We start from the raw sequence: 17,609 nt of genomic DNA on the forward strand, positions 1-17,609 counted from the left end.
GAAGCGTTCCCGGCGGGCTTTGTCGTTCCGAACGTATCCCGCAGGCCTGACCGTTCGGCCGGATCTTCGATGCCGCGGCGCGATGCTGCGATGGATGCCGCGTCAAAGCAGCCGCAGCAAGCCGTCCAGTCCCACGAAATTGAACGACACGCTGGCTGCTTCGCGCACCACCGGTTTCGCGCGGAATGCCACGGAGAGTCCGGCTTCGGCCATCATCTTCAGGTCGTTCGAGCCGTCGCCGATCGCGATTGCGCGCGACGCTTCGATGCCGAGCGTCGCGCAGGTTTCGCGCAGCATGCGCGCTTTCACGTCGGCATTGACGATCTCGCCGATCACGTTGCCCGTCAGCTTGCCGTCGATGATTTCGAGCGTGTTCGCACGCGTGAAATCGAGGCCGAGGCGCGCCTTCAGCTTCGCGGTGAAGAACGTGAAGCCGCCCGACACGAGCAGCGTTTTCAGGCCCGCCTGTTTCGCGCCGGCAAGCATGCGTTCGGCGCCTGGCGACAACTGCAGGCGCTCTTCGTACACACGCTCGAGCGCGCTGGCGTCGAGCCCCTTCAACAGCGCGACGCGACGCGTCAGACTTTCGTTGAAGTCCTTGATCTCACCGCGCATCGCAGCCTCGGTGATCGCCGCGACTTCGGCCTTGAGCCCGCAGAAATCGGCGATTTCGTCGATGCACTCGATCGTGATCAGCGTCGAATCCATGTCCATCGCGACGAGGCCGAAGTCGCGCAACTGGCGGCCCGCTTCGACAAACGCGTAATCGAGCTGATGCGTGTAGCAATACGCTTCGACGTCGGCGCGCTGCGCAGGGTCCGCATCGGCGATGCGAATGGCGTTCGCGTCGATGACGGCGGCGTGCGAGCCGCGCGCAAGCGCGACGAGGATTTTGTGGTGGTCGGTGGAAAGGGGGGCGACGCTTTGAATGACGAGGTTCATGGACGACCAGTGACGCGGAAAAAGAGGCGCGTGGGGCGCGGAAAATCCCGCTATTGTATCGGTTCCGTCGTTTGCGCCGTCGCAGGCGGCTGCGCGCGAGGCGCAACAAGACGCCCCATGGAGACAACGCATGACCCTAGCGAGCGCCAGCGATGCATCCTCCCTTGCCCGCGACTTCGATCTGCGTGATCCGGACCCCGCGTTCTACGCCGATCCCTATCCGGTCTATCACGCACTGCGTACCTACGAGCCGATCCGGCGCATGCCCGACGGCTCGATCTTCTTGACGCGCTTTCGCGACGTGCAGGCGGTCTACCGCGACCCGAACACCTTCAGCTCCGACAAGACCGTCGAGTTCCGGCCGAAATATGGCGACTCGCCGCTCTACGCGCATCACACCACGAGCCTCGTGTTCAACGATCCACCGCGCCACACGCGGGTGCGCAAACTGATCGCCGGCGCCCTGACCGCGCGTGCGATCGCGGCGATGGAGCCCGCGCTGATCCGGCTCGTCGACAGCCTGCTCGATGCGGCCGCGCAACGCGGGCGTATCGATCTGATCGGCGAGTTCGCAGCGGCGATTCCGCTCGAGGTCATCGGCAATCTGCTCGACGTGCCGCACGGCGAGCGCGCGCCGCTGCGCAACTGGTCGCTGGCGATCCTCGGTGCGCTCGAGCCGTCGCTGACCGGCGCGCAGTTCGAGCGCGGCAATCGCGCGGTCAGCGAATTCGTCGACTATCTGCGCGGCCTCGTCGCACGACGCCGTTGCGAGCCGGGCGATCCGCAGCACGACGTGCTGACGCGACTGATTCAGGGCGAGGGGCCGGACGAACAGCTATCCGAAGTTGAACTGCTGCAGAACTGCATTTTCATTCTGAACGCCGGGCACGAAACGACCACCAACCTGATCGGCAACGGGCTCGTCACGCTGAGCGAATGGGCCGAGGAGCGCGCCGCGCTGCGGCGCGAGCCGGCGCTGATCGCTAGCGCGGTCGAGGAGTGTTTGCGCTTCGAGAGTTCGAATCAGCTCGGCAACCGCATGACTACCGTCGATACCGAGATCGGCGGCGTCGCGCTCGCGCGCGGTACGCCGGTCACGCTGTGCATCGGCGCGGCCAATCGGGACCCCGAGCAGTTTGCGCAACCGGACCGCTTCCACATTCGTCGCGACCCGAACCGGCATCTCGCGTTCGGATTCGGGATTCACCAGTGCGCGGGCTTGTCGCTGGCGCGGCTGGAAGCGCGAATTGCGATCGGGCGCTTCGTGCAGCGCTTCCCGGCGTATCGCCTCGACGGCGAGCCGACGCGGGGCGGGCGCGTGAGGTTTCGTGGGTTTGCGTCGGTGCCGGTCCTGCTCGCGCCTTGAGGCTAGCTTCACCTCTACCGCGCCCACCCGCAACGCCGTAGCTTTTGCCGCCTCATCGCAAGACTTACAGCCCGATGACAGCGCGCCGCCGAGTCGACTACGCGCTGAAACGCGGGCACGCTTGCTGCTTCCCGTCATATCTCAAGCCCACGGGACACGGAGCGCGCGATGGCACACATGATCTGGAAAGGCGCAATCAGTTTCGGGCTCGTCCACGTGCCGGTTCAGCTCTATCCGGCGACGCAGTCCGAAAAGGTCGGCTTCAATCTGCTCGACAAGCGCTCGATCGACCCGGTCGGCTACAAGCAGATCAACAAGCGCACCGGCAAGGACGTGACTCGCGACAACATCGTGCGCGGCTTCGAGTACGAGAAGGACCGCTACGTCGTCCTATCGGACGACGAAATCCGCTCGGCGAACCCCGAGTCGACGCAGACAGTCGACATCCTCGCGTTCGTCGACGCCCCTGACATCTCGTTCCTCTATCTCGACACGCCGTATTTCCTGACGCCCGACCGCAAGGGCGAAAAAGTCTATGCGCTATTGCGCGAGGCGATGACGGCGTCGGGCAAGGTCGGCGTCGCGAGTGTCGTGCTGCACAACAAGCAACATCTGGCGGCGCTGATTCCGCTTGGTCCGGTGCTGGCGCTGAACACGCTGCGCTGGGCCAACGAGGTGCGCAGTCTCGACGAATTCAAGGTGCCGCCCGAGGGCATGAAGGCCGCTGGCGTGTCGGCGAAGGAACTCGACATGGCGAAAAAGCTGATCGACGACATGAGCGAGACGTGGGACCCGACGCAGTACCACGATACGTTTCGCGACGACATCATGGCGCTCGTCGAGCGCAAGATTCGCGCGGGCAAGACCGAGGAGATCACCGAAGTCGAAACGCCGCGCGAGTCGCGCAAGTCCGCCGACATTCTCGACCTGTCCGATCTGCTGCGGCGCAGCCTCGGCCGCGGCAAGGGCAAGCAGGCCGCCACGGGCCGCAAGCGCGCAGCCGACGAGGACGAGGACGAGGATCAGGCCGACAGCGAGGCCGACTCCGAAGAACAGACAACCGCGCCCGCGCGCAAAAAGTCTCGCGCCGCAAGCACCGCGCGCAGTCGCAGCGGTGATGGCGGCAGCAGCGGCCGCGCGAGCTCGAAAACCACGGCGACGTCCCGCAAACGGCGTGCGGCGGCCTGAGCGCACGGCCGGCCCGCCAACACCCAACGCACCGGAGTCATCGCCATGAACGACCGACTCGACCTCTATCACCGCAAACGCCGCTTCGAGGACACGCCGGAGCCGGCCGGCGCGGCGGCCCGCAAGCGCGCCGCGAGCAAGACCGGCAAGCGCGCACCGCGCGCCGCGCCCGACACGCTGTCCTACGTGATCCAGGAGCACCACGCGCGGCGTCTGCACTACGACTTCCGGCTCGAACTGAACGGCGCGCTGCTGTCGTGGGCGATTCCGAAGGGACCGAGCCTCGACCCGTCGGTCAAACGGCTCGCGGTGCACGTCGAGGACCATCCGATCGAATACGGTACGTTCGAGGGCGAGATTCCGCCCGGCAACTACGGCGCGGGCACGGTGATCGTGTGGGATCGCGGCACGTGGGAGCCGGCGGGCAGCGCGGCCGAAGCCGCGCGATCGTATGCGGCCGGCAAGCTCAAGTTCCATTTGCACGGCGAGAAGCTGCACGGCGGCTGGACGCTCGTACGTAGCCACATGCGCGGCAGCGGCGACAAGGAACAATGGCTGTTGATCAAGGAGCGCGACGAGCAAGCGCGCGACGAAAGCGACTACGACGTGCTCAAAGAGCTGCCGGGCAGCGCGCTGACCGACGGGGCTTCGAAAGGCAGGAGAACCAAGCAATCGAAAGCGGACACGGCAACGCCGCGCGACGGCACGTCCGCGAGCGCAGGCAAGCCGGCCAGGTCCGCATCCTCGCGCCGCACCACCGATCCCAAACGCCCCGACATCGTCGCGACCCGCAGCGCGCAATCTCTGCGCGAACTCGCCGTGTCGCCATCGATAGAAGGCGCGCTCAAAGCCGCATTGCCCGCGAGCCTGAAGCCGGAACTGGCCACGCTCGTCGACACCGCGCCGCCAGGCGACGACTGGCTCTACGAGATCAAGTTCGACGGCTACCGCGTGCTTGCGCGCATCGACCATGCATCGAAAGCGAAGGGCGGTGCCGTCAGTGTTTTCACGCGCAACGGCAACGACTGGACCGCCAGGTTCAGCAAGCAGATCGAGGCCTTCGCGGCGCTCGAGCTGCAAAGCGCGTGGCTCGACGGCGAAGCGGTCGTGCTCGACGAACGCGACGTGCCGAACTTTCAGTTGCTGCAAAACGCGTTCGACGCGCATCGTCCGCAGGACATCGTGATCTATCTGTTCGATCTGCCGTTTCTGAATGGCTACGACCTGCGCGGCGTACCGCTCGAACAGCGTCGCGCGATTTTGCGCGCGCTGCTCGAAGGCGTCGACGATCGCGTGCTGCGCTTTTCAAACGACTTCGCGTTCAGCGCCGACGAGCTGCTCGAGAGCGCGTGCGACATGGCACTCGAAGGCATCATCGGCAAACGGCGCGACAGCAGCTATGTGTCGGGCCGCTCGCCGTCGTGGATCAAGCTGAAGTGCCGGCGCCGCCAGGAGTTCGTGATCGGCGGCTATTCCGAGCCGAGCGGCAGCCGCGCGGCGTTCGGCGCGCTGCTGCTCGGGGTGTACGACGGCGACGGCCGGCTGCGGTACGCGGGGCGCGTCGGCACCGGCTTCGACGCCGCGCTGCTGCGCTCGGTCAAACGGGCGCTCGACGCGCACCCGAGCAAGCGCATGCCGTTCGCGAGCGAGCCGCGCGAGCGCAGCCGCACGCCCGTGCATTGGGTCGATCCGGTGCTCGTCGCCGAATGCAACTTCGCCGAATGGACGAGCGACGGCATCGTGCGCCAGGCGTCGTTCGTCAGCCTGCGCGACGACAAGCCGGCGCGCCAGATCGTCAGGGAAACCGCCCGACAAGGAGCCGACGTGCAACAGCAAACCGACACCGCTTCCGACGATACACCGCAAACAAGCGCGCCGAATCAGCGCGCGGCCAAAAAGACCGGCAAGACCGCCAAGAGCGGCAAGACGGCCGCCGCCGCCGAAACCGCGCCCGCCCGAACCACGGCAACACGCTCGCGCGCGCACAGCGAAATCGCCGGCGTGCGCATCTCGCATCCCGATCGCGTGATCGACAAAAGCAGCGGCGCCAGCAAGCTCGAACTGGTGCAGTACTACGCATCGATCGCCGAATGGATGCTGCCGCATCTGCGCGAGCGGCCGGTCGCGCTGGTGCGCGCCCCCGAGGACATCGGCGGCGAGCTGTTCTTTCAGAAGCACAGTCAGAAGCTGTCGATTCCGCACGTCACGCAGCATGAGGGACTCGATCCGGGGCATCCGCCGCTGATCACGATCGACACGGCCGCCGCGCTGGTCGGCGCCGCGCAGATGGGCACCGTCGAACTTCATACGTGGAATGCGGTCGCGTCGAATATCGAAAAGCCCGATCGCGTGGTGTTCGATCTCGACCCGGATCCGTCGCTCGGTTGGGAACGCATGGTCGAGGCCGCGCAACTGACCCGCTCGCTGCTCGACGAACTGGGCCTGAAGTCGTTTTGCAAGACGAGCGGCGGCAAGGGCTTGCACGTGATCGTGCCACTCGCGAAGCAGGCCGGCTGGGACGAAGTGAAGGCTTTCTCGCAGGCGGTCGCGCAACATATGGCGTCGACGCTGCCGCAGTACTTCAGCGCAAAGATGGGCGCGCAGAATCGCAAGAAGAAGATTTTCATCGACTATCTGCGCAACAACCGCGGCTCGAGCACGGTGGCGGCCTTCTCGGTGCGCGCGCGGCCGGGGCTCGGCGTGTCGGTGCCGCTCGCGTGGGACGAACTCGACAGCACGACGAGCGGCGATCAATGGAACATCCGCAACGTCCACGAGCGCGTGGACGGCCTCGACAACGACCCGTGGGCCGACTACGCGAAGACCCGTCAGCGCATCACCGCGGCGATGAAAAAACGTCTGGGCGTCGCGTGATCCGCGCTCGTCCGGGTGGCCGAAATCAACCCGCGAATTCGCCGTGCGCACTCAGCGCGAACGCGATTCGCGAAGGAGCAATGCAATGAAGACCCTGCCGCAATCGACAGACGGCGACCGGCAAGCGAACCCGCCAGCCGACCCGCACGCGAAGAAGGATCCGAAGTCGTTGCAGGAAGCCGCGGCGCCGCTGCCGCATGAAACCGATCAGCGTCCGGAGTCGCAGCACGAGGACCAGCCGCGCGATGTCGGCAAGCAGGCGCATGAGGATATCGAGCATGGGCAACAGGACACCGACCGCCGCGGCGGCGGCGAGTATCAGCAACGCACGCAGAACGACGCGCATACCGATGTGAACTCGGATCGCAAGGAGGGCGGCGCACAGAGCGGCAAGCGCTGACGAGCACGCTGACGAGGAGCTCGGCGGCATCGACGCGGCGAATCGACGCGCAGAAAGCGTGTCGCCGCAAGCGGGTTAACACCCGAGCCGACACGACACGCGCGCTAGCGCGCTTGGCGTTAGACTGACGACGCAGCATGCCAAAACGGTTGCGCGTCTTGCGGCGAGGCAAGCCGGTATGAACCGGCCGGTCCCTGGCAGTGTGCGAACAGTGCACCGGCAGTCGCGTCGGCGCGAGCGCGCAGCGGCACAACAACGAGGTGACAGTATGAGCTTTAGCTTCAAACTCTCCGCCGTTTCCGTTGTCGCTTCTCTCGCCTGCGCACTGGTGCCGGCTGCTCGCGCGGCCACGCCGATCACGGTGACCAACCAGGCCGCGCTCGACGGTCCGATTCGCTACACCGTTCGCGTCACGTCGAAACAGTTCGGCAATTCCCAGGAGACCCGCACGATCCGCTCGGGCGAATCGGACGACTTCACGTGGAAGACCGTGCCGCCCGGCGGTCCGGTGGCCGCGACGGACGCATGCCCGGACTATTCGTCGCTGCCGGTCGACGCGAATGGCGCGATGATCCGTCAAACGCAGATCCGCTTTGCGCCGGTCGTGTCGAGCGACGGCACCGCGACCGTGCAGCTGAGCTTCCAGGCGCAGACGCCGCATGGCGTGAAAACCGTGACGAGCGGCGGCAAGACGCTCAAGTGTCCGAACGATGTGCGCGCGAGTCAGATCGTGCGGTTCACGATGCCGGTCAACGGCACGACGAAAACGCTGACCCTCAGCGACGGCACCGAGGTCGCGGTTACCGCGAAGCGTTGAGCGCTCGAACGCGCGCGCTGCGAGCGCCGCCTGCGCGCCGCGTGGCATGCGCCAGCGCGTGATGCTGGCGCGTCATCCTTGACGCGCGTCACGCTCGACGAGCCGCGCCGGCAAGAACTGATGCTCGGCCGAAAAGAGCCGCCGGTACGTGAGCAGCACCGCGCCCACGGTCCCTAGCGCCGACGCCGCCGCGATCAGAAACATGATGACGATCTGGTAGCGCACCGCCTGCAATGGCGATTGCCCGGCTAGCACCTGACCGGTCATCATGCCGGGCAAACTCACGACGCCGACCACCGCCATCTGGTTCAACGTCGGCATCATGCCCGCGCGCACCGCCTGACGCGCCGGCGCCTGCGCGGCCTCCCAGCGCGTCGCGCCGAGCGCGAGCGCCATGTCGACGCGATCGCGCCGCGCGGTCAACTCCTCGGTCATCCGCTCAATGCCAAGCGACACGCCGGTCAGCGTGTTGCCGAGGATCATGCCGAGAATTGGAATCGCATATTGCGGCGCGTACCACGGATGAATGCGGATCACGACGAACAGTCCCACCGCGGCAACTAGCCACGAGCTGACCCAGATCGACAGCACGCTGTCGGCGCGCTGGCCGGCATAGCTGCGGCTGCCGCGCTGCGCGCCCGCGAAACCGGCGATCAGCGTCATTACGATCATCAGCGGCAGCACGACGTACCAGCGATCGAAGCGGAACACCCAGCCGAGCACATAGCCGATCGCGAGCAGCTGGACGACGGTGCGCACCGCCGCCCATGCGAGCTTGCGTTCGAGACCGAGCTTCAGCGCGACCGATACCGCGCCGTTCACGACGATCAGCAGCGTCGCGATCGCGACGTCCCACAAGCTCAGATTCTGCAGGCTCATTGGCGAGACTCCCGGGGCAGGTCCGCGGGGGCGGGTCGCTCCGCGTCGCGCCGCACGAGCGTTTCTTCGGTCAGTACGCCGGTGCGCATCGTCAGATGCCGTTCGCTCATGCGTGCCGCCTGCCCGAGATCGTGCGACACCCACATCGACGCGTGAGCGTGCGGCGCGGCATCGAACCACGCCTGCACGAGCGCTTCGATCGCGCGCGACGATGCCGGGTCGAGCGATGCGGTCGGCTCGTCGAGCAGCAGCACTTCGGGCGCGAGTTGCAGCACGCGGATCAACGCAGCGATCTGCGCTTCGCCACCCGACAGCTCGCTCGCGCGCTTGCCGAGAAAGTCCTCGCCGCGGCCTGCTTGCATGGCAAGCCCGGCCGCGTGCGCGCGATCGAAGCGCACGTCGCGATACGCGCGCAGCTCGAACGGATAGCGTAGATTGTCTTCGACGCTGCCGTCGATCAGCGCGGGCCGCTGCCGGATATACGCGACACCGCGCCGGTAGCGCGGAATCGCGGCGCGCTCGACCGGCGCGCCATGCCACAGGATGTGGCCCGCATCGATCGGATCGAGCAGCGCGAGCGCGCGCAGCAAGACGCTCTTGCCGGAACCGGACGGTCCGGTTATCGCGACGCGCTCGCCGGCGCGCAGGGCGAAGGTGGTCGGCTGCAACAGCGTCTGGCCGCGCTGCGCATCGCGCCGCACGATGCCGTCGGCGAGGACGAGGGGAGCATCGGTCATGGTTGGAACGTCGTTGACGGAGCGTGTAAGGGTTGGTCCGCGGGAAAAGCGTGCGCCATGATAAAACGCGAGGGCGCGACAACGCACGACAAGCGCGGCGAATCATCGTAGCGTGTTGGGCACGATAACTGCTGCAGCTTGCGCAACGTAGAAGAACACGCGGAGCCTTGCAATGGCAGTGTCGAGCGGCACCGGACGACGGATCGCAAAAATCCTTGCATGGCTGCTGGCGGCGCTCGTGATCCTGATCGTCGCGCTCGTCATCTTCATCCTGACCTTCGACTGGAACCGCGCACGGCCTTATATCGACGACAAGGTCAGCCAGGCGATCGGCCGGCCGTTCGCGATCAACGGCGATCTGAAAGTGGGCTTGCGTCATCCTGTCGGCGAAACCGGCTGGCGCGGCTGGGTGCCCTGGCCGCGCTTCTCGGCGGCCAACATCACGATCGGCAATCCCGACTGGACCAAACACCCGCAGTTCGCGACGCTCGACGAAATCGACTTCGAGGTCGAGGTGCTGCCGCTGCTCGCGCACGACATCGTGATTCCGGCGATCAATCTCGTGAATCCGTCGGTCGATGTCGAGCGTCTGCTCGACGGACGCAATAACTGGACCTTCAAGCTGCCGTCCTCGAGCGGACCGTCCGAGTGGAAGCTCGATCTGCACGATATCGCGTTCGCGAAGGGCAATATCGCGCTGTCGGATCAGCAGAAGAAGATCGAGCTGCAGATCGTCGTCGATACACTCGGACAGCCGATCCCGATCGGCGACGCGCTCAAGCAGCAGGAGGCGGCCTCGCGCAGCGCGTCGGCGCAGGCGATCGGCCGCGCGGGCGCGAGCAAGCTGGCCGCGCAGGCCGAGGCGCAGGCGGCCTCGGAGGCGAAGGCGGCTTCCGCCGCGGCGGCTTATGAAGCGGCAGCTCAGGCGTCGGGCGCCTCGGGCGCATCCGCCACGTCAGGCGCGGCCGTGAGTTCCGGCGCGCTCGCGACCAGCGGCGCCGCCGCGCCAGCCGAAACCGCCAGCGGGAGCGCCGCCCCCGCCGCGGCTGTATCGGGGGCGAGCGGCAGCGCAGCTGGCGCCACACGCGCGACGCCGCTTTATGCGATCGCCTGGACCGCCAAGGGCACGTATAACCGCGCGCCGATGTCGGGCAGCGGCAAGCTCGGCGGCGTGCTCGCGCTGCAGGATACGAACCGGCCGTTCCCGGTGCAGGCCGACCTCAAAGCCGGCGACCTGCATATTGCCTTCGTCGGTACGATCACCGATCCGGCGCATCTCGCGGCGCTCGATCTGCGTCTCTGGCTGCAGGGCAACAGCATGGCGCGGCTGTATACGCTGACCGGCGTGACCTTGCCCGAGACCCCGCCGTACGCGACCGAGGGTCATTTGATCGGCCGGTTCAAATCGAGCGGCAACGTGTTCACGTATGAAAACTTTACAGGCCGGGTCGGCGGCAGCGATCTCAATGGTTCGTTGACCTACACTGCGCGCAAGCCGCGTCCGCTGTTGCAGGGGGAACTCGAGTCGCACTTGTTGCAGTTCTCCGATCTCGCGCCGGTGATCGGTGCCGATTCGAACAAGAGCAAGGCGAAGCGCGGCGACGCGGTCGCGCAGCCGAGCAACCGCGCGCTGCCGGTCGAGGAGTTCCGCACCGAGCGCTGGAAGGCGATCGACGCCGACGTCAAGTTCACCGGCCGGCGCATCGTCAAGAACGCGAACCTGCCGATCACGGATCTGTACACGCACGTGGTGATGACCGACGGCGTGCTGTCGCTGGTACCGCTGAAGTTCGGCGTCGCGGGCGGCTCGCTCGCGTCGGACATTCATCTGGATGGCAGCGCGGCGCCGCTCAAAGGCCGCTTCGCGATGTCGGCGCGGCACGTCAAGCTGAAGCAATTGTTCCCGACCTTCAAGACGATGCAGAGCGCGCTGGGCGAGATCAACGGCGATGCGTCGCTGTCGGCGACCGGCAATTCGCCGGCGGCGCTCGCGGCGACCTCGAACGGCGAGTTGAAGGCGCTCGTGACCGAAGGCACCGTGAGCCGTCTGTTGATGGAGGCCGCCGGGCTCAACGTCGCGAACGTCGTCTATGAAAAGCTGTTCGGCACGAACGACGTGAAGATCAACTGCGCGGCCGCCGATTTCGTCGCCACCGACGGCGTGCTCGAAGCACGCGTGTTCGCGCTCGACACCGGCGACGCGGTGATCAACATCGACGGTCACGTGAATCTGCGCGACGAGACCATGGACCTGGGCGTGCATCCGCATACGAAGGGCTTTCGGGTGTTTTCGCTGCGCTCGCCGCTGTACGTGAAGGGCACCTTCAAGGATCCGCACGTCGGCGTCAATGCGGCGGCGCTCGCGTTGCGCGGCGGCGCGGCGGTCGGGCTCGGGCTGATCAATCCGTTCGCGGCGCTGATCCCGCTGCTCGCGCCGAGCAACAACAAGCCGCTGCCGTGTGCGCGATTGCTCGCGCAAGTGCGGCAGGCGCCGAAGGCGCCCCCGCCGGGCGTGAAGCAAGCGCCGAAGGCGCCGATGTCGCTGGAGGGCGCGCCGGTCAACAAGTCTTCAGCCGGTGCGTCGTCGCCCGCCGCGGTGGAGCGCAAGCCCGCGACGCCGTCGCCGGCGAGCGCGGCCGAATACAAGGGCAGCTGATGCGCGTCGATGATGCGATCGTCGAATCACGGCACGATGCCGCGCGATGCACTGCGCGCGGTGGCCGTCGAGCCAGGGTTGGAATGAAGCGAAGAGAACGACCCGTCAGTAACCCTGAACTTCAGGGTGGCTGATCGCCGCTATCTGAGCGAGCGCGGTGTTGCATCACCGGACGCGTCCTGGCGACGCACGCCGCGGCGCGTGCCGATCCGCGTCGCACCGAACTCCGTCAGGATCTTGCTGCGCGCACGGCTCGCGAACACGAGGAAGCCGAAGCCGTCGGCCTCGTACCAGTAGCCGCCGTTCTCGAGACCGTCGAGCGGCTGCTCCAGCGCGTTGGTAATGGATTCGATGCAGCGCCGCCGTAATTCGGCGGGTGCGGGGTAGGGTGGCTGCGCGCCGCGCACACTGCATAGAAGCACGTCGAGTCCGGGCAGCACGTGGGCATAGAGCACCGGTTCGTCCTGCGCGCGAGCCCGCGCGATCTTCGTGTCGAGTTGGCCGAACGGCTTGAAATGCCGCAGAACCGCGAGGAACGACTCGTCGCCGTCCACCTTCGCGCGTCGACGCTTTTTCGGGAAGGACATAAAAATTCGCCTGAAAAAGAATTGCAAGAAACGCTGCGTCCTCATGCGACCACTCCCGGCTTTGGCGCGCCGCACGTCGATCTTTTATAGCATACGACAAGGCCGGATTCACGATGATTCGACGCTGCCGCATCGCCCCACCGCCTTCCGCACGAATCATGCCGAACCGCCTCGCCGCGCGCATTTGCATCCCAGCACACCTGTCTCCATCATAGACGCAGGCGGCGCGGAAAAAACATCCCATCCCAATAAAAAAGTCATTTTTGTGTGGTCGAACGCTTGCTGGCGCGCCGTTGAAATATCCGCCATTCACGTCGATAATGGCCCGTCTGGCCGCGCTGTGCGCGCCTTCGAGGGCGCGACGGGTATGCGCGAGCCCCGCCGTTCGAGTGACAGCCTGATCGCAGCCTGAACGCCCTGACGGAACCATGAAACTATTCACCAAAGGCCTGCTGCTGATCGCGATACCGAGCGCGGTCGAACTCGCGCTGCTCGGGGCCGTCTTCGATTCGCAGCAGCGGACCGCGCAGGCCGCGCGATGGGTCGATAACAGCAAGCAGATCCTCTATCAGTCGTCGGCCATCGTCGATCCGCTGCTGCGCCAGGCCGCGCGCGTGCGCACCGCGATGGTGACGGGCAACGCATCGCTGATCGACCGCCCCGCCGTGTGGATCGACCTGAACGACCGGCTCGCGAAGCTCGATGCGCTCGTCGCCGAAACACCGGGCCAGGCTGAGCGCGTACGCAGCATGCGGCGCGCGATCGACGCATATCGTCAACAAAGTGTCGCGATCTCGCAGGCGTTACGCGAGGGCCGCAGTCTACGCCCCTATATCGCGCTCGAAACCGGCGCGTTGCCGGAGCAGATCGCCGTGTTCCGCGAGGAGCTGGCGCAGTTCGGCGCGGCGGCCTCGGAGCTCGACGCCGAGCGCTCGACCGCGCTTGGCGAGCGGCGCGAGCTTCAGCAGCGTGCGCTGATCGCCGCGGTGTTCGGCTCGATGCTGATCTGGGCGATTACCGCCTTCGTGTTCGCGCGTGGCATCGGCCAGCGCCTCGAAGTGCTGACCGATAACGCCGAGCGGCTAGGCAGCAGCCGTCCGCTCGCGGCGCCGTTGTCGGGCAGCGACGAAATCGCCGCGCTCGACACGGTGCTGCATCAGACCGATGCGCGGCTGCGCGAGGCCGAAGCGGGGCAGCAGGCGTTGAAGACGGAGCTCGAAGCACGCGCGCGCGAGCTGGCATCGGTCAATGAGGCATTGCGCCAGGAAACGCAGGACAACGAGATGTTCATCGATAGCGTGTCGCACGACCTGCGCTCGCCGCTCGTCAATCTGCAGGGGTTTTCGAACGAGCTGCACGTGTCGTGCGACGAACTCGACGGCCTCGTCGGGCAGGCTCGTCTGCCTGCCAACGAACAGCGGCGCATCACGCAGATCCTCGATGGCGACGCGCGCGAGTCGCTGCACTATCTACACACCGCGGTCGCTCGCGCGGCGGCGATCATCGATGCGCTGTTGCGTATCTCGCGCGCGGGACGGCTCGAATACCAGTGGCAGCGGGTCAGCGTCGGGCGCGCGGTGGCGCGCGTCGTCGATGCGCTGCAAGGCACGATCGAGCAGCGCGCGGCGAGCGTCATGGTGCGCGAGCTGCCGCCCGCATGGGGCGATCCGGCGGCGGTCGAACAGATTTTCAGCAACCTGATCGGCAATGCGCTGACTTTCCTCGATCCGGCGCGCCGCGGACGCATCGAGGTCGGCGCGCTCGAGCCCGAACCCGTCGATGAAAGCGAGCCGCGCGCGGTCCGGATGCGCACCTATTACGTCCGCGATAACGGGCTCGGCATTCCGGCCGCGTATCTGTCGAAGGTGTTTCGCGCGTTCCAGCGTCTGCATGGGGACGTCGCGAGCGGCGAGGGCATCGGCCTCGCGGTGGTGCGGCGCACCGTCGAACGGCACGGCGGGCGTGTTTGGGTCGAATCGGCCGAAGGCGCGGGATCGACTTTTTTCGTGGTGCTGCCCGAGCAGCCGGTGCGCCTCTGAGCGAGGCGCATGCCGGCGCGAGAGGGGCCGCTGCCAGCCGACCGGCGGCGCGGATGACGAATCGTTAGCACGGAGAGCTTATGAATCACGCGCAAACGGTCAGCATCGTTCTGATCGAAGACGACGATGGCCACGCGACGCTCGTCGAGCGTAATCTGCGCCGCGCCGGCGTGTCGAACCGCTTCGTGCGCTTTCGCGACGGCCAGCAGGCGCTCGATTACTTCTTCGGCCCCGCGCCCGCGCAGCCGTTGAGCGATGCCGACGGTCGTCCGTATCCGCCGCGCGAGAATCTGGCGAATTTCGTCGTGCTGCTCGATCTGAAGATGCCGCGCGTCGATGGCGTCGAGGTACTGCGGCGGCTGAAGGAAGCCCCCGAGACGGCGGCCGTGCCGGTGATCGTGCTGACCACCACGGACGACCCGCGCGAAATTGCGCGTTGCTACGAGCTCGGTTGCAACGTCTATATCTGCAAACCGGTCGAATATGATGCGTTCATCGAAGCCGTGCGCCGGCTTGGTTTTTTCCTGCAAGTGGTCAAGCTGCCGGCGGGGTATCGGCTCGGCCCGCCCTGAAGCTGTCCGAAAGCCGTTCATGACAACATAAGCACTGAACTCAGCCAGAGAGCACCTGCATGACCGAAGAAGTGTCCATCCCGCACGCCGCGTATGTGCTCGTCGTCGATGACGACGAGGGCATCCTGCGGCTCGCGCGCAAGTCGCTCGAACGCGCCGGCTGCCGGGTGGCGATCTGCGCCGGTGTCGAAGCGGCCCGTGATCACCTCGCGAGCGGCCGCCCCGATCTGCTGGTACTCGACTATCAGCTGAGCGGGCCGGAGACCGGGCTCGACTTCTTCCGGCGTCTGCGCGCGGAGGGCGTGCGCGTTCCGGCGATCCTCGTGACCGGCTTCACCGACGAATCGCGCGTGATCGACGCACTGCGCGCGGGCGTGTCCGACGTGGTGCCGAAGTCCGGCGACTATCTCGACTATCTGCCGGAGGCCGTGGAGCGCGTGCTGTCGCAGGTGCGGCTGCAACGCGCGTCCGACGAAGCGCTGCTGCTGCGCGATCGCGAGCTCCATTACCGTACGCTGTCCGAGGCCTTGCCGCATCTCGTGCTGACCTGCGACGCGGCCGGCGATTGCGACTTCCAGTCGAAGCAGTGGTACGACTACACCGGCTTGCCCGAGCACGCGTTGCACGGTCTCGCGTGGCTCAACGCCGTGCACCCCGACGATCGCGAGCAGGTCCGTCAAAGCTGGTTGAAAGCGGTCGCGAGCCGCAGCGGCGACTATCGGCACGAGCTGCGGATTCGTCGCCACGACGGCGAGTACCGCTGGTTCGACGTGCGGGTGGTCGCGATGCGCGACGCCGATGGCAACGTCAGCAAATGGTTCGGCAGTTGCACCGACATCCATTCGCAGCGCGAGGCGATCGCAGAGCGCGAGCGGCTGCTCGAGTCCGAGCAGGCCGCGCGCCAGGCCGCCGAAGAAGCGAATCGCGCAAAGGACCGCTTTCTCGCGATGCTGTCACACGAATTGCGCACGCCGCTTACGCCGGTGCTCGCGGGCGCGAGCGTGCTGGAGATGATCCCCGAACTGCCCGAGCAGGCGCGCGCGAGCGTGCGCATGATCCGCCGCAACGTCGAGCTGGAGGCGCGGCTGATCGACGATCTGCTCGACCTGACGCGGGTCGCGAACGGCAAGCTGCGATTGTCGCTGGAGACCGTCGACGTGCACGAGGTAATCGACAGCGTGCTAGAACTCTTTCGCAGCGAAATCCAGGTCAAGCAGCAGGACGTGCATATCGACAAGCACGCGACCCATCACTACGTGCTCGCCGATCGCGCGCGCCTGCAGCAGATGCTGTGGAATCTGATTCGCAACGCCGCGAAGTTCACGCCGGACGGCGGCCATATTTACGTGCGCACGTGCGACGAACGCATGCACGTGCAGATCTCGGTCGAAGACACCGGCATCGGCATCGAGCCGGAGCAGATCGGCAAGCTGTTCAACGCGTTCGAGCAGGGCAATCAGAATATGACGCGGCAGTTCGGCGGGCTGGGCCTCGGTCTCGCGATCACGAAGGCTTTGACCGACGTGCACGGCGGCATCGTGACCGCGCAGAGCCCGGGTGCGCATTGCGGCGCGACCTTCACGATCACGCTGCCGACCGCGGCCGCGCCGGCCGCCACTGTGCCGGTCATCGTGCCGAGCACCGTGCAGCCCGCGAGTCCGCTGACCGTGCTGCTGATCGAGGACCACGCCGATACCGCCGACGTGATGGCGCAATTGATGCGCGGGCTGGGTCATCAGGTGACGGTGGTCGGGCGCATCGACGATGCGCTGGCGGCCACGCAGTTGCAGACGTTCGATCTGGTCGTCAGCGATGTCGGGTTGCCGGATGGCACCGGCCTCGATTTCATCAAGGCATTTCGCGAACATTCCGAGGCGCCAGCCGTCGCGCTGACCGGCTTCGGCACCGACGAGGACGTGCGCCGTTGCTTGAGCGCGGGTTTTACGTCGCATCTAACCAAGCCTGTCAATTTCGGCCAGCTCGAGGCGACGATTGAAAGCGCGGCGCAATTGAAGGCGCGAAAGGGTGCGTAAGCCGAGCCTTAGCCGAGCTTTATCTGGCGATTAACGCTGCTGTTCCTTTAGCGTATCGCGGATCTCGCGCAGCAGCAGCACGTCTTCCGGCGGGGGCGGGGCCGCAGCCGGCGCGGCTTCCGGCTCCTTGCGCAGATTGTTGATGAACTTGACCATCAGGAAAATGATGAACGCGAGAATGATGAAGTTGATCAGCACGGTAATGAACGAACCGTAGCCGATCACCGCCACGCCCGCCGTCTGCAGGTCTTTATACGATTCGGGGTTGCCTTTGTAAGTCGCCGGAATATGGCCGAGGCGAATGAACATATTGGAGAAATCGAGGCCGCCGGTAGCGAGCCCGACAATCGGCATGATCAGGTCTTTAACCACGGAATTGACAATGGTGGAAAATGCGCCGCCGATAATCACACCGACCGCCAGATCCATCACATTGCCTTTGAGGGCAAATTCTTTAAACTCCTTGATCATGCTCATATAAGCACCTCCCCAGATATGAATAGCCGAATCATACCAACC

General features: G+C 66.0%; 15 protein-coding genes. 10 read left to right on the forward strand and 5 right to left on the reverse strand.

The window, feature by feature from the left end; genetic code table 11:
- Positions 1-102: 102 nt before the first annotated feature.
- Entirely contained in the window at positions 103-942 is an 840-nt protein-coding gene (gene serB / locus BJG93_RS07040) for a phosphoserine phosphatase SerB (protein ID WP_027197604.1), read from the reverse strand.
- Between the two features lie 130 nt (positions 943-1,072).
- On the opposite strand from serB, the gene BJG93_RS07045 reads away from it, so the two are divergent.
- The 5 genes from BJG93_RS07045 to BJG93_RS07065 all read left to right on the forward strand — a co-directional run bounded on the left by BJG93_RS07045 (position 1,073) and on the right by BJG93_RS07065 (position 7,587).
- Positions 1,073-2,308 (forward strand): cytochrome P450, encoded by a 1,236-nt coding sequence (locus tag BJG93_RS07045; protein WP_027197605.1) that lies wholly within the window; start codon positions 1,073-1,075, stop codon positions 2,306-2,308.
- Between the two features lie 168 nt (positions 2,309-2,476).
- Positions 2,477-3,496 (forward strand): non-homologous end joining protein Ku, encoded by a 1,020-nt coding sequence (ku, locus tag BJG93_RS07050; RefSeq protein WP_027197606.1) that lies wholly within the window; start codon positions 2,477-2,479, stop codon positions 3,494-3,496.
- A gap of 45 nt (positions 3,497-3,541) precedes the next feature.
- Entirely contained in the window at positions 3,542-6,370 is a 2,829-nt protein-coding gene (ligD, locus tag BJG93_RS07055; RefSeq protein ID WP_027197607.1) for a DNA ligase D, read from the forward strand.
- A gap of 85 nt (positions 6,371-6,455) precedes the next feature.
- Entirely contained in the window at positions 6,456-6,770 is a 315-nt protein-coding gene (locus BJG93_RS07060) for a hypothetical protein (RefSeq protein WP_027197608.1), read from the forward strand.
- Positions 6,771-7,038: 268 nt separating this feature from the next.
- Complete coding sequence (locus tag BJG93_RS07065; RefSeq protein WP_027197609.1) at positions 7,039-7,587, forward strand: DUF6013 family protein; 549 nt, start codon at positions 7,039-7,041, stop codon at positions 7,585-7,587.
- Positions 7,588-7,659: 72 nt separating this feature from the next.
- Here BJG93_RS07065 and BJG93_RS07070 read toward each other — a convergent pair whose 3' ends face one another.
- Together BJG93_RS07070 and BJG93_RS07075 are read right to left on the reverse strand one after the other, a co-directional pair.
- Positions 7,660-8,466, reverse strand: a complete 807-nt coding sequence (locus BJG93_RS07070) for an ABC transporter permease (RefSeq protein ID WP_027197610.1) — start codon at positions 8,464-8,466, stop codon at positions 7,660-7,662.
- A complete protein-coding gene (locus BJG93_RS07075; RefSeq protein WP_027197611.1) occupies positions 8,463-9,203 on the reverse strand; it encodes an ABC transporter ATP-binding protein in 741 nt (246 codons plus the stop codon). Before BJG93_RS07075 ends, BJG93_RS07070 begins: the two co-directional genes overlap by 4 nt.
- A gap of 172 nt (positions 9,204-9,375) precedes the next feature.
- Between BJG93_RS07075 and BJG93_RS07080 the strand changes: the two genes are divergently transcribed.
- On the forward strand, positions 9,376-11,859 hold the full coding sequence (locus BJG93_RS07080; RefSeq protein ID WP_027197612.1) for an AsmA family protein: 2,484 nt from the start codon (positions 9,376-9,378) through the stop codon (positions 11,857-11,859).
- A 140-nt stretch (positions 11,860-11,999) separates the two neighbouring features.
- On the opposite strand, the gene BJG93_RS07085 is transcribed toward BJG93_RS07080, so the two are convergent.
- Complete coding sequence (locus BJG93_RS07085) at positions 12,000-12,491, reverse strand: hypothetical protein (RefSeq protein ID WP_027197613.1); 492 nt, start codon at positions 12,489-12,491, stop codon at positions 12,000-12,002.
- Here BJG93_RS07085 and BJG93_RS07090 point away from each other — a divergent pair.
- The 4 genes from BJG93_RS07090 (at position 12,490) to BJG93_RS07105 (ending at position 17,090) form a co-directional block, all read left to right on the forward strand.
- Positions 12,490-12,858: a hypothetical protein gene (locus tag BJG93_RS07090; RefSeq protein WP_154671821.1), complete on the forward strand. Its 369-nt coding sequence runs from the start codon at positions 12,490-12,492 to the stop codon at positions 12,856-12,858. The genes BJG93_RS07085 and BJG93_RS07090 overlap by 2 nt on opposite strands.
- A gap of 16 nt (positions 12,859-12,874) precedes the next feature.
- A complete protein-coding gene (locus tag BJG93_RS07095) occupies positions 12,875-14,485 on the forward strand; it encodes a sensor histidine kinase (protein ID WP_027197614.1) in 1,611 nt (536 codons plus the stop codon).
- 80 nt (positions 14,486-14,565) lie between these two features.
- Positions 14,566-15,057: a response regulator gene (locus BJG93_RS07100; RefSeq protein ID WP_027197615.1), complete on the forward strand. Its 492-nt coding sequence runs from the start codon at positions 14,566-14,568 to the stop codon at positions 15,055-15,057.
- Between the two features lie 59 nt (positions 15,058-15,116).
- Complete coding sequence (locus BJG93_RS07105; protein ID WP_071336532.1) at positions 15,117-17,090, forward strand: hybrid sensor histidine kinase/response regulator; 1,974 nt, start codon at positions 15,117-15,119, stop codon at positions 17,088-17,090.
- Positions 17,091-17,120: 30 nt separating this feature from the next.
- Here the strand turns inward: BJG93_RS07105 and mscL are convergent, their stop codons facing one another.
- Positions 17,121-17,567, reverse strand: coding sequence for a large conductance mechanosensitive channel protein MscL (mscL, locus tag BJG93_RS07110; protein ID WP_027197617.1), 447 nt, complete (start codon positions 17,565-17,567; stop codon positions 17,121-17,123).
- Positions 17,568-17,609 lie beyond the last annotated feature (42 nt).

The sequence above is a fragment of the Paraburkholderia sprentiae WSM5005 genome (assembly GCF_001865575.2).
In the GTDB taxonomy this organism is placed as follows: Bacteria; Pseudomonadota; Gammaproteobacteria; order Burkholderiales; family Burkholderiaceae; genus Paraburkholderia; species Paraburkholderia sprentiae.

Bases quoted from the DNA above. Each gene is read 5' to 3' on its own strand.
- ligD (WP_027197607.1), top strand. From the start codon at position 3,542: ATGAACGACCGACTCGACCTCTATCACCGCAAACGCCGCTTCGAGGAC.
- BJG93_RS07060 (WP_027197608.1), top strand. From the start codon at position 6,456: ATGAAGACCCTGCCGCAATCGACAGACGGCGACCGGCAAGCGAACCCG.
- serB (WP_027197604.1), bottom strand. From the start codon at position 942: ATGAACCTCGTCATTCAAAGCGTCGCCCCCCTTTCCACCGACCACCAC.
- BJG93_RS07105 (WP_071336532.1), top strand. From the start codon at position 15,117: ATGACCGAAGAAGTGTCCATCCCGCACGCCGCGTATGTGCTCGTCGTC.
- BJG93_RS07075 (WP_027197611.1), bottom strand. From the start codon at position 9,203: ATGACCGATGCTCCCCTCGTCCTCGCCGACGGCATCGTGCGGCGCGAT.
- BJG93_RS07080 (WP_027197612.1), top strand. From the start codon at position 9,376: ATGGCAGTGTCGAGCGGCACCGGACGACGGATCGCAAAAATCCTTGCA.
- BJG93_RS07090 (WP_154671821.1), top strand. From the start codon at position 12,490: ATGCGACCACTCCCGGCTTTGGCGCGCCGCACGTCGATCTTTTATAGC.
- BJG93_RS07070 (WP_027197610.1), bottom strand. From the start codon at position 8,466: ATGAGCCTGCAGAATCTGAGCTTGTGGGACGTCGCGATCGCGACGCTG.
- ku (WP_027197606.1), top strand. From the start codon at position 2,477: ATGGCACACATGATCTGGAAAGGCGCAATCAGTTTCGGGCTCGTCCAC.
- mscL (WP_027197617.1), bottom strand. From the start codon at position 17,567: ATGAGCATGATCAAGGAGTTTAAAGAATTTGCCCTCAAAGGCAATGTG.
- BJG93_RS07085 (WP_027197613.1), bottom strand. From the start codon at position 12,491: ATGAGGACGCAGCGTTTCTTGCAATTCTTTTTCAGGCGAATTTTTATG.
- BJG93_RS07095 (WP_027197614.1), top strand. From the start codon at position 12,875: ATGAAACTATTCACCAAAGGCCTGCTGCTGATCGCGATACCGAGCGCG.
- BJG93_RS07065 (WP_027197609.1), top strand. From the start codon at position 7,039: ATGAGCTTTAGCTTCAAACTCTCCGCCGTTTCCGTTGTCGCTTCTCTC.
- BJG93_RS07100 (WP_027197615.1), top strand. From the start codon at position 14,566: ATGAATCACGCGCAAACGGTCAGCATCGTTCTGATCGAAGACGACGAT.
- BJG93_RS07045 (WP_027197605.1), top strand. From the start codon at position 1,073: ATGACCCTAGCGAGCGCCAGCGATGCATCCTCCCTTGCCCGCGACTTC.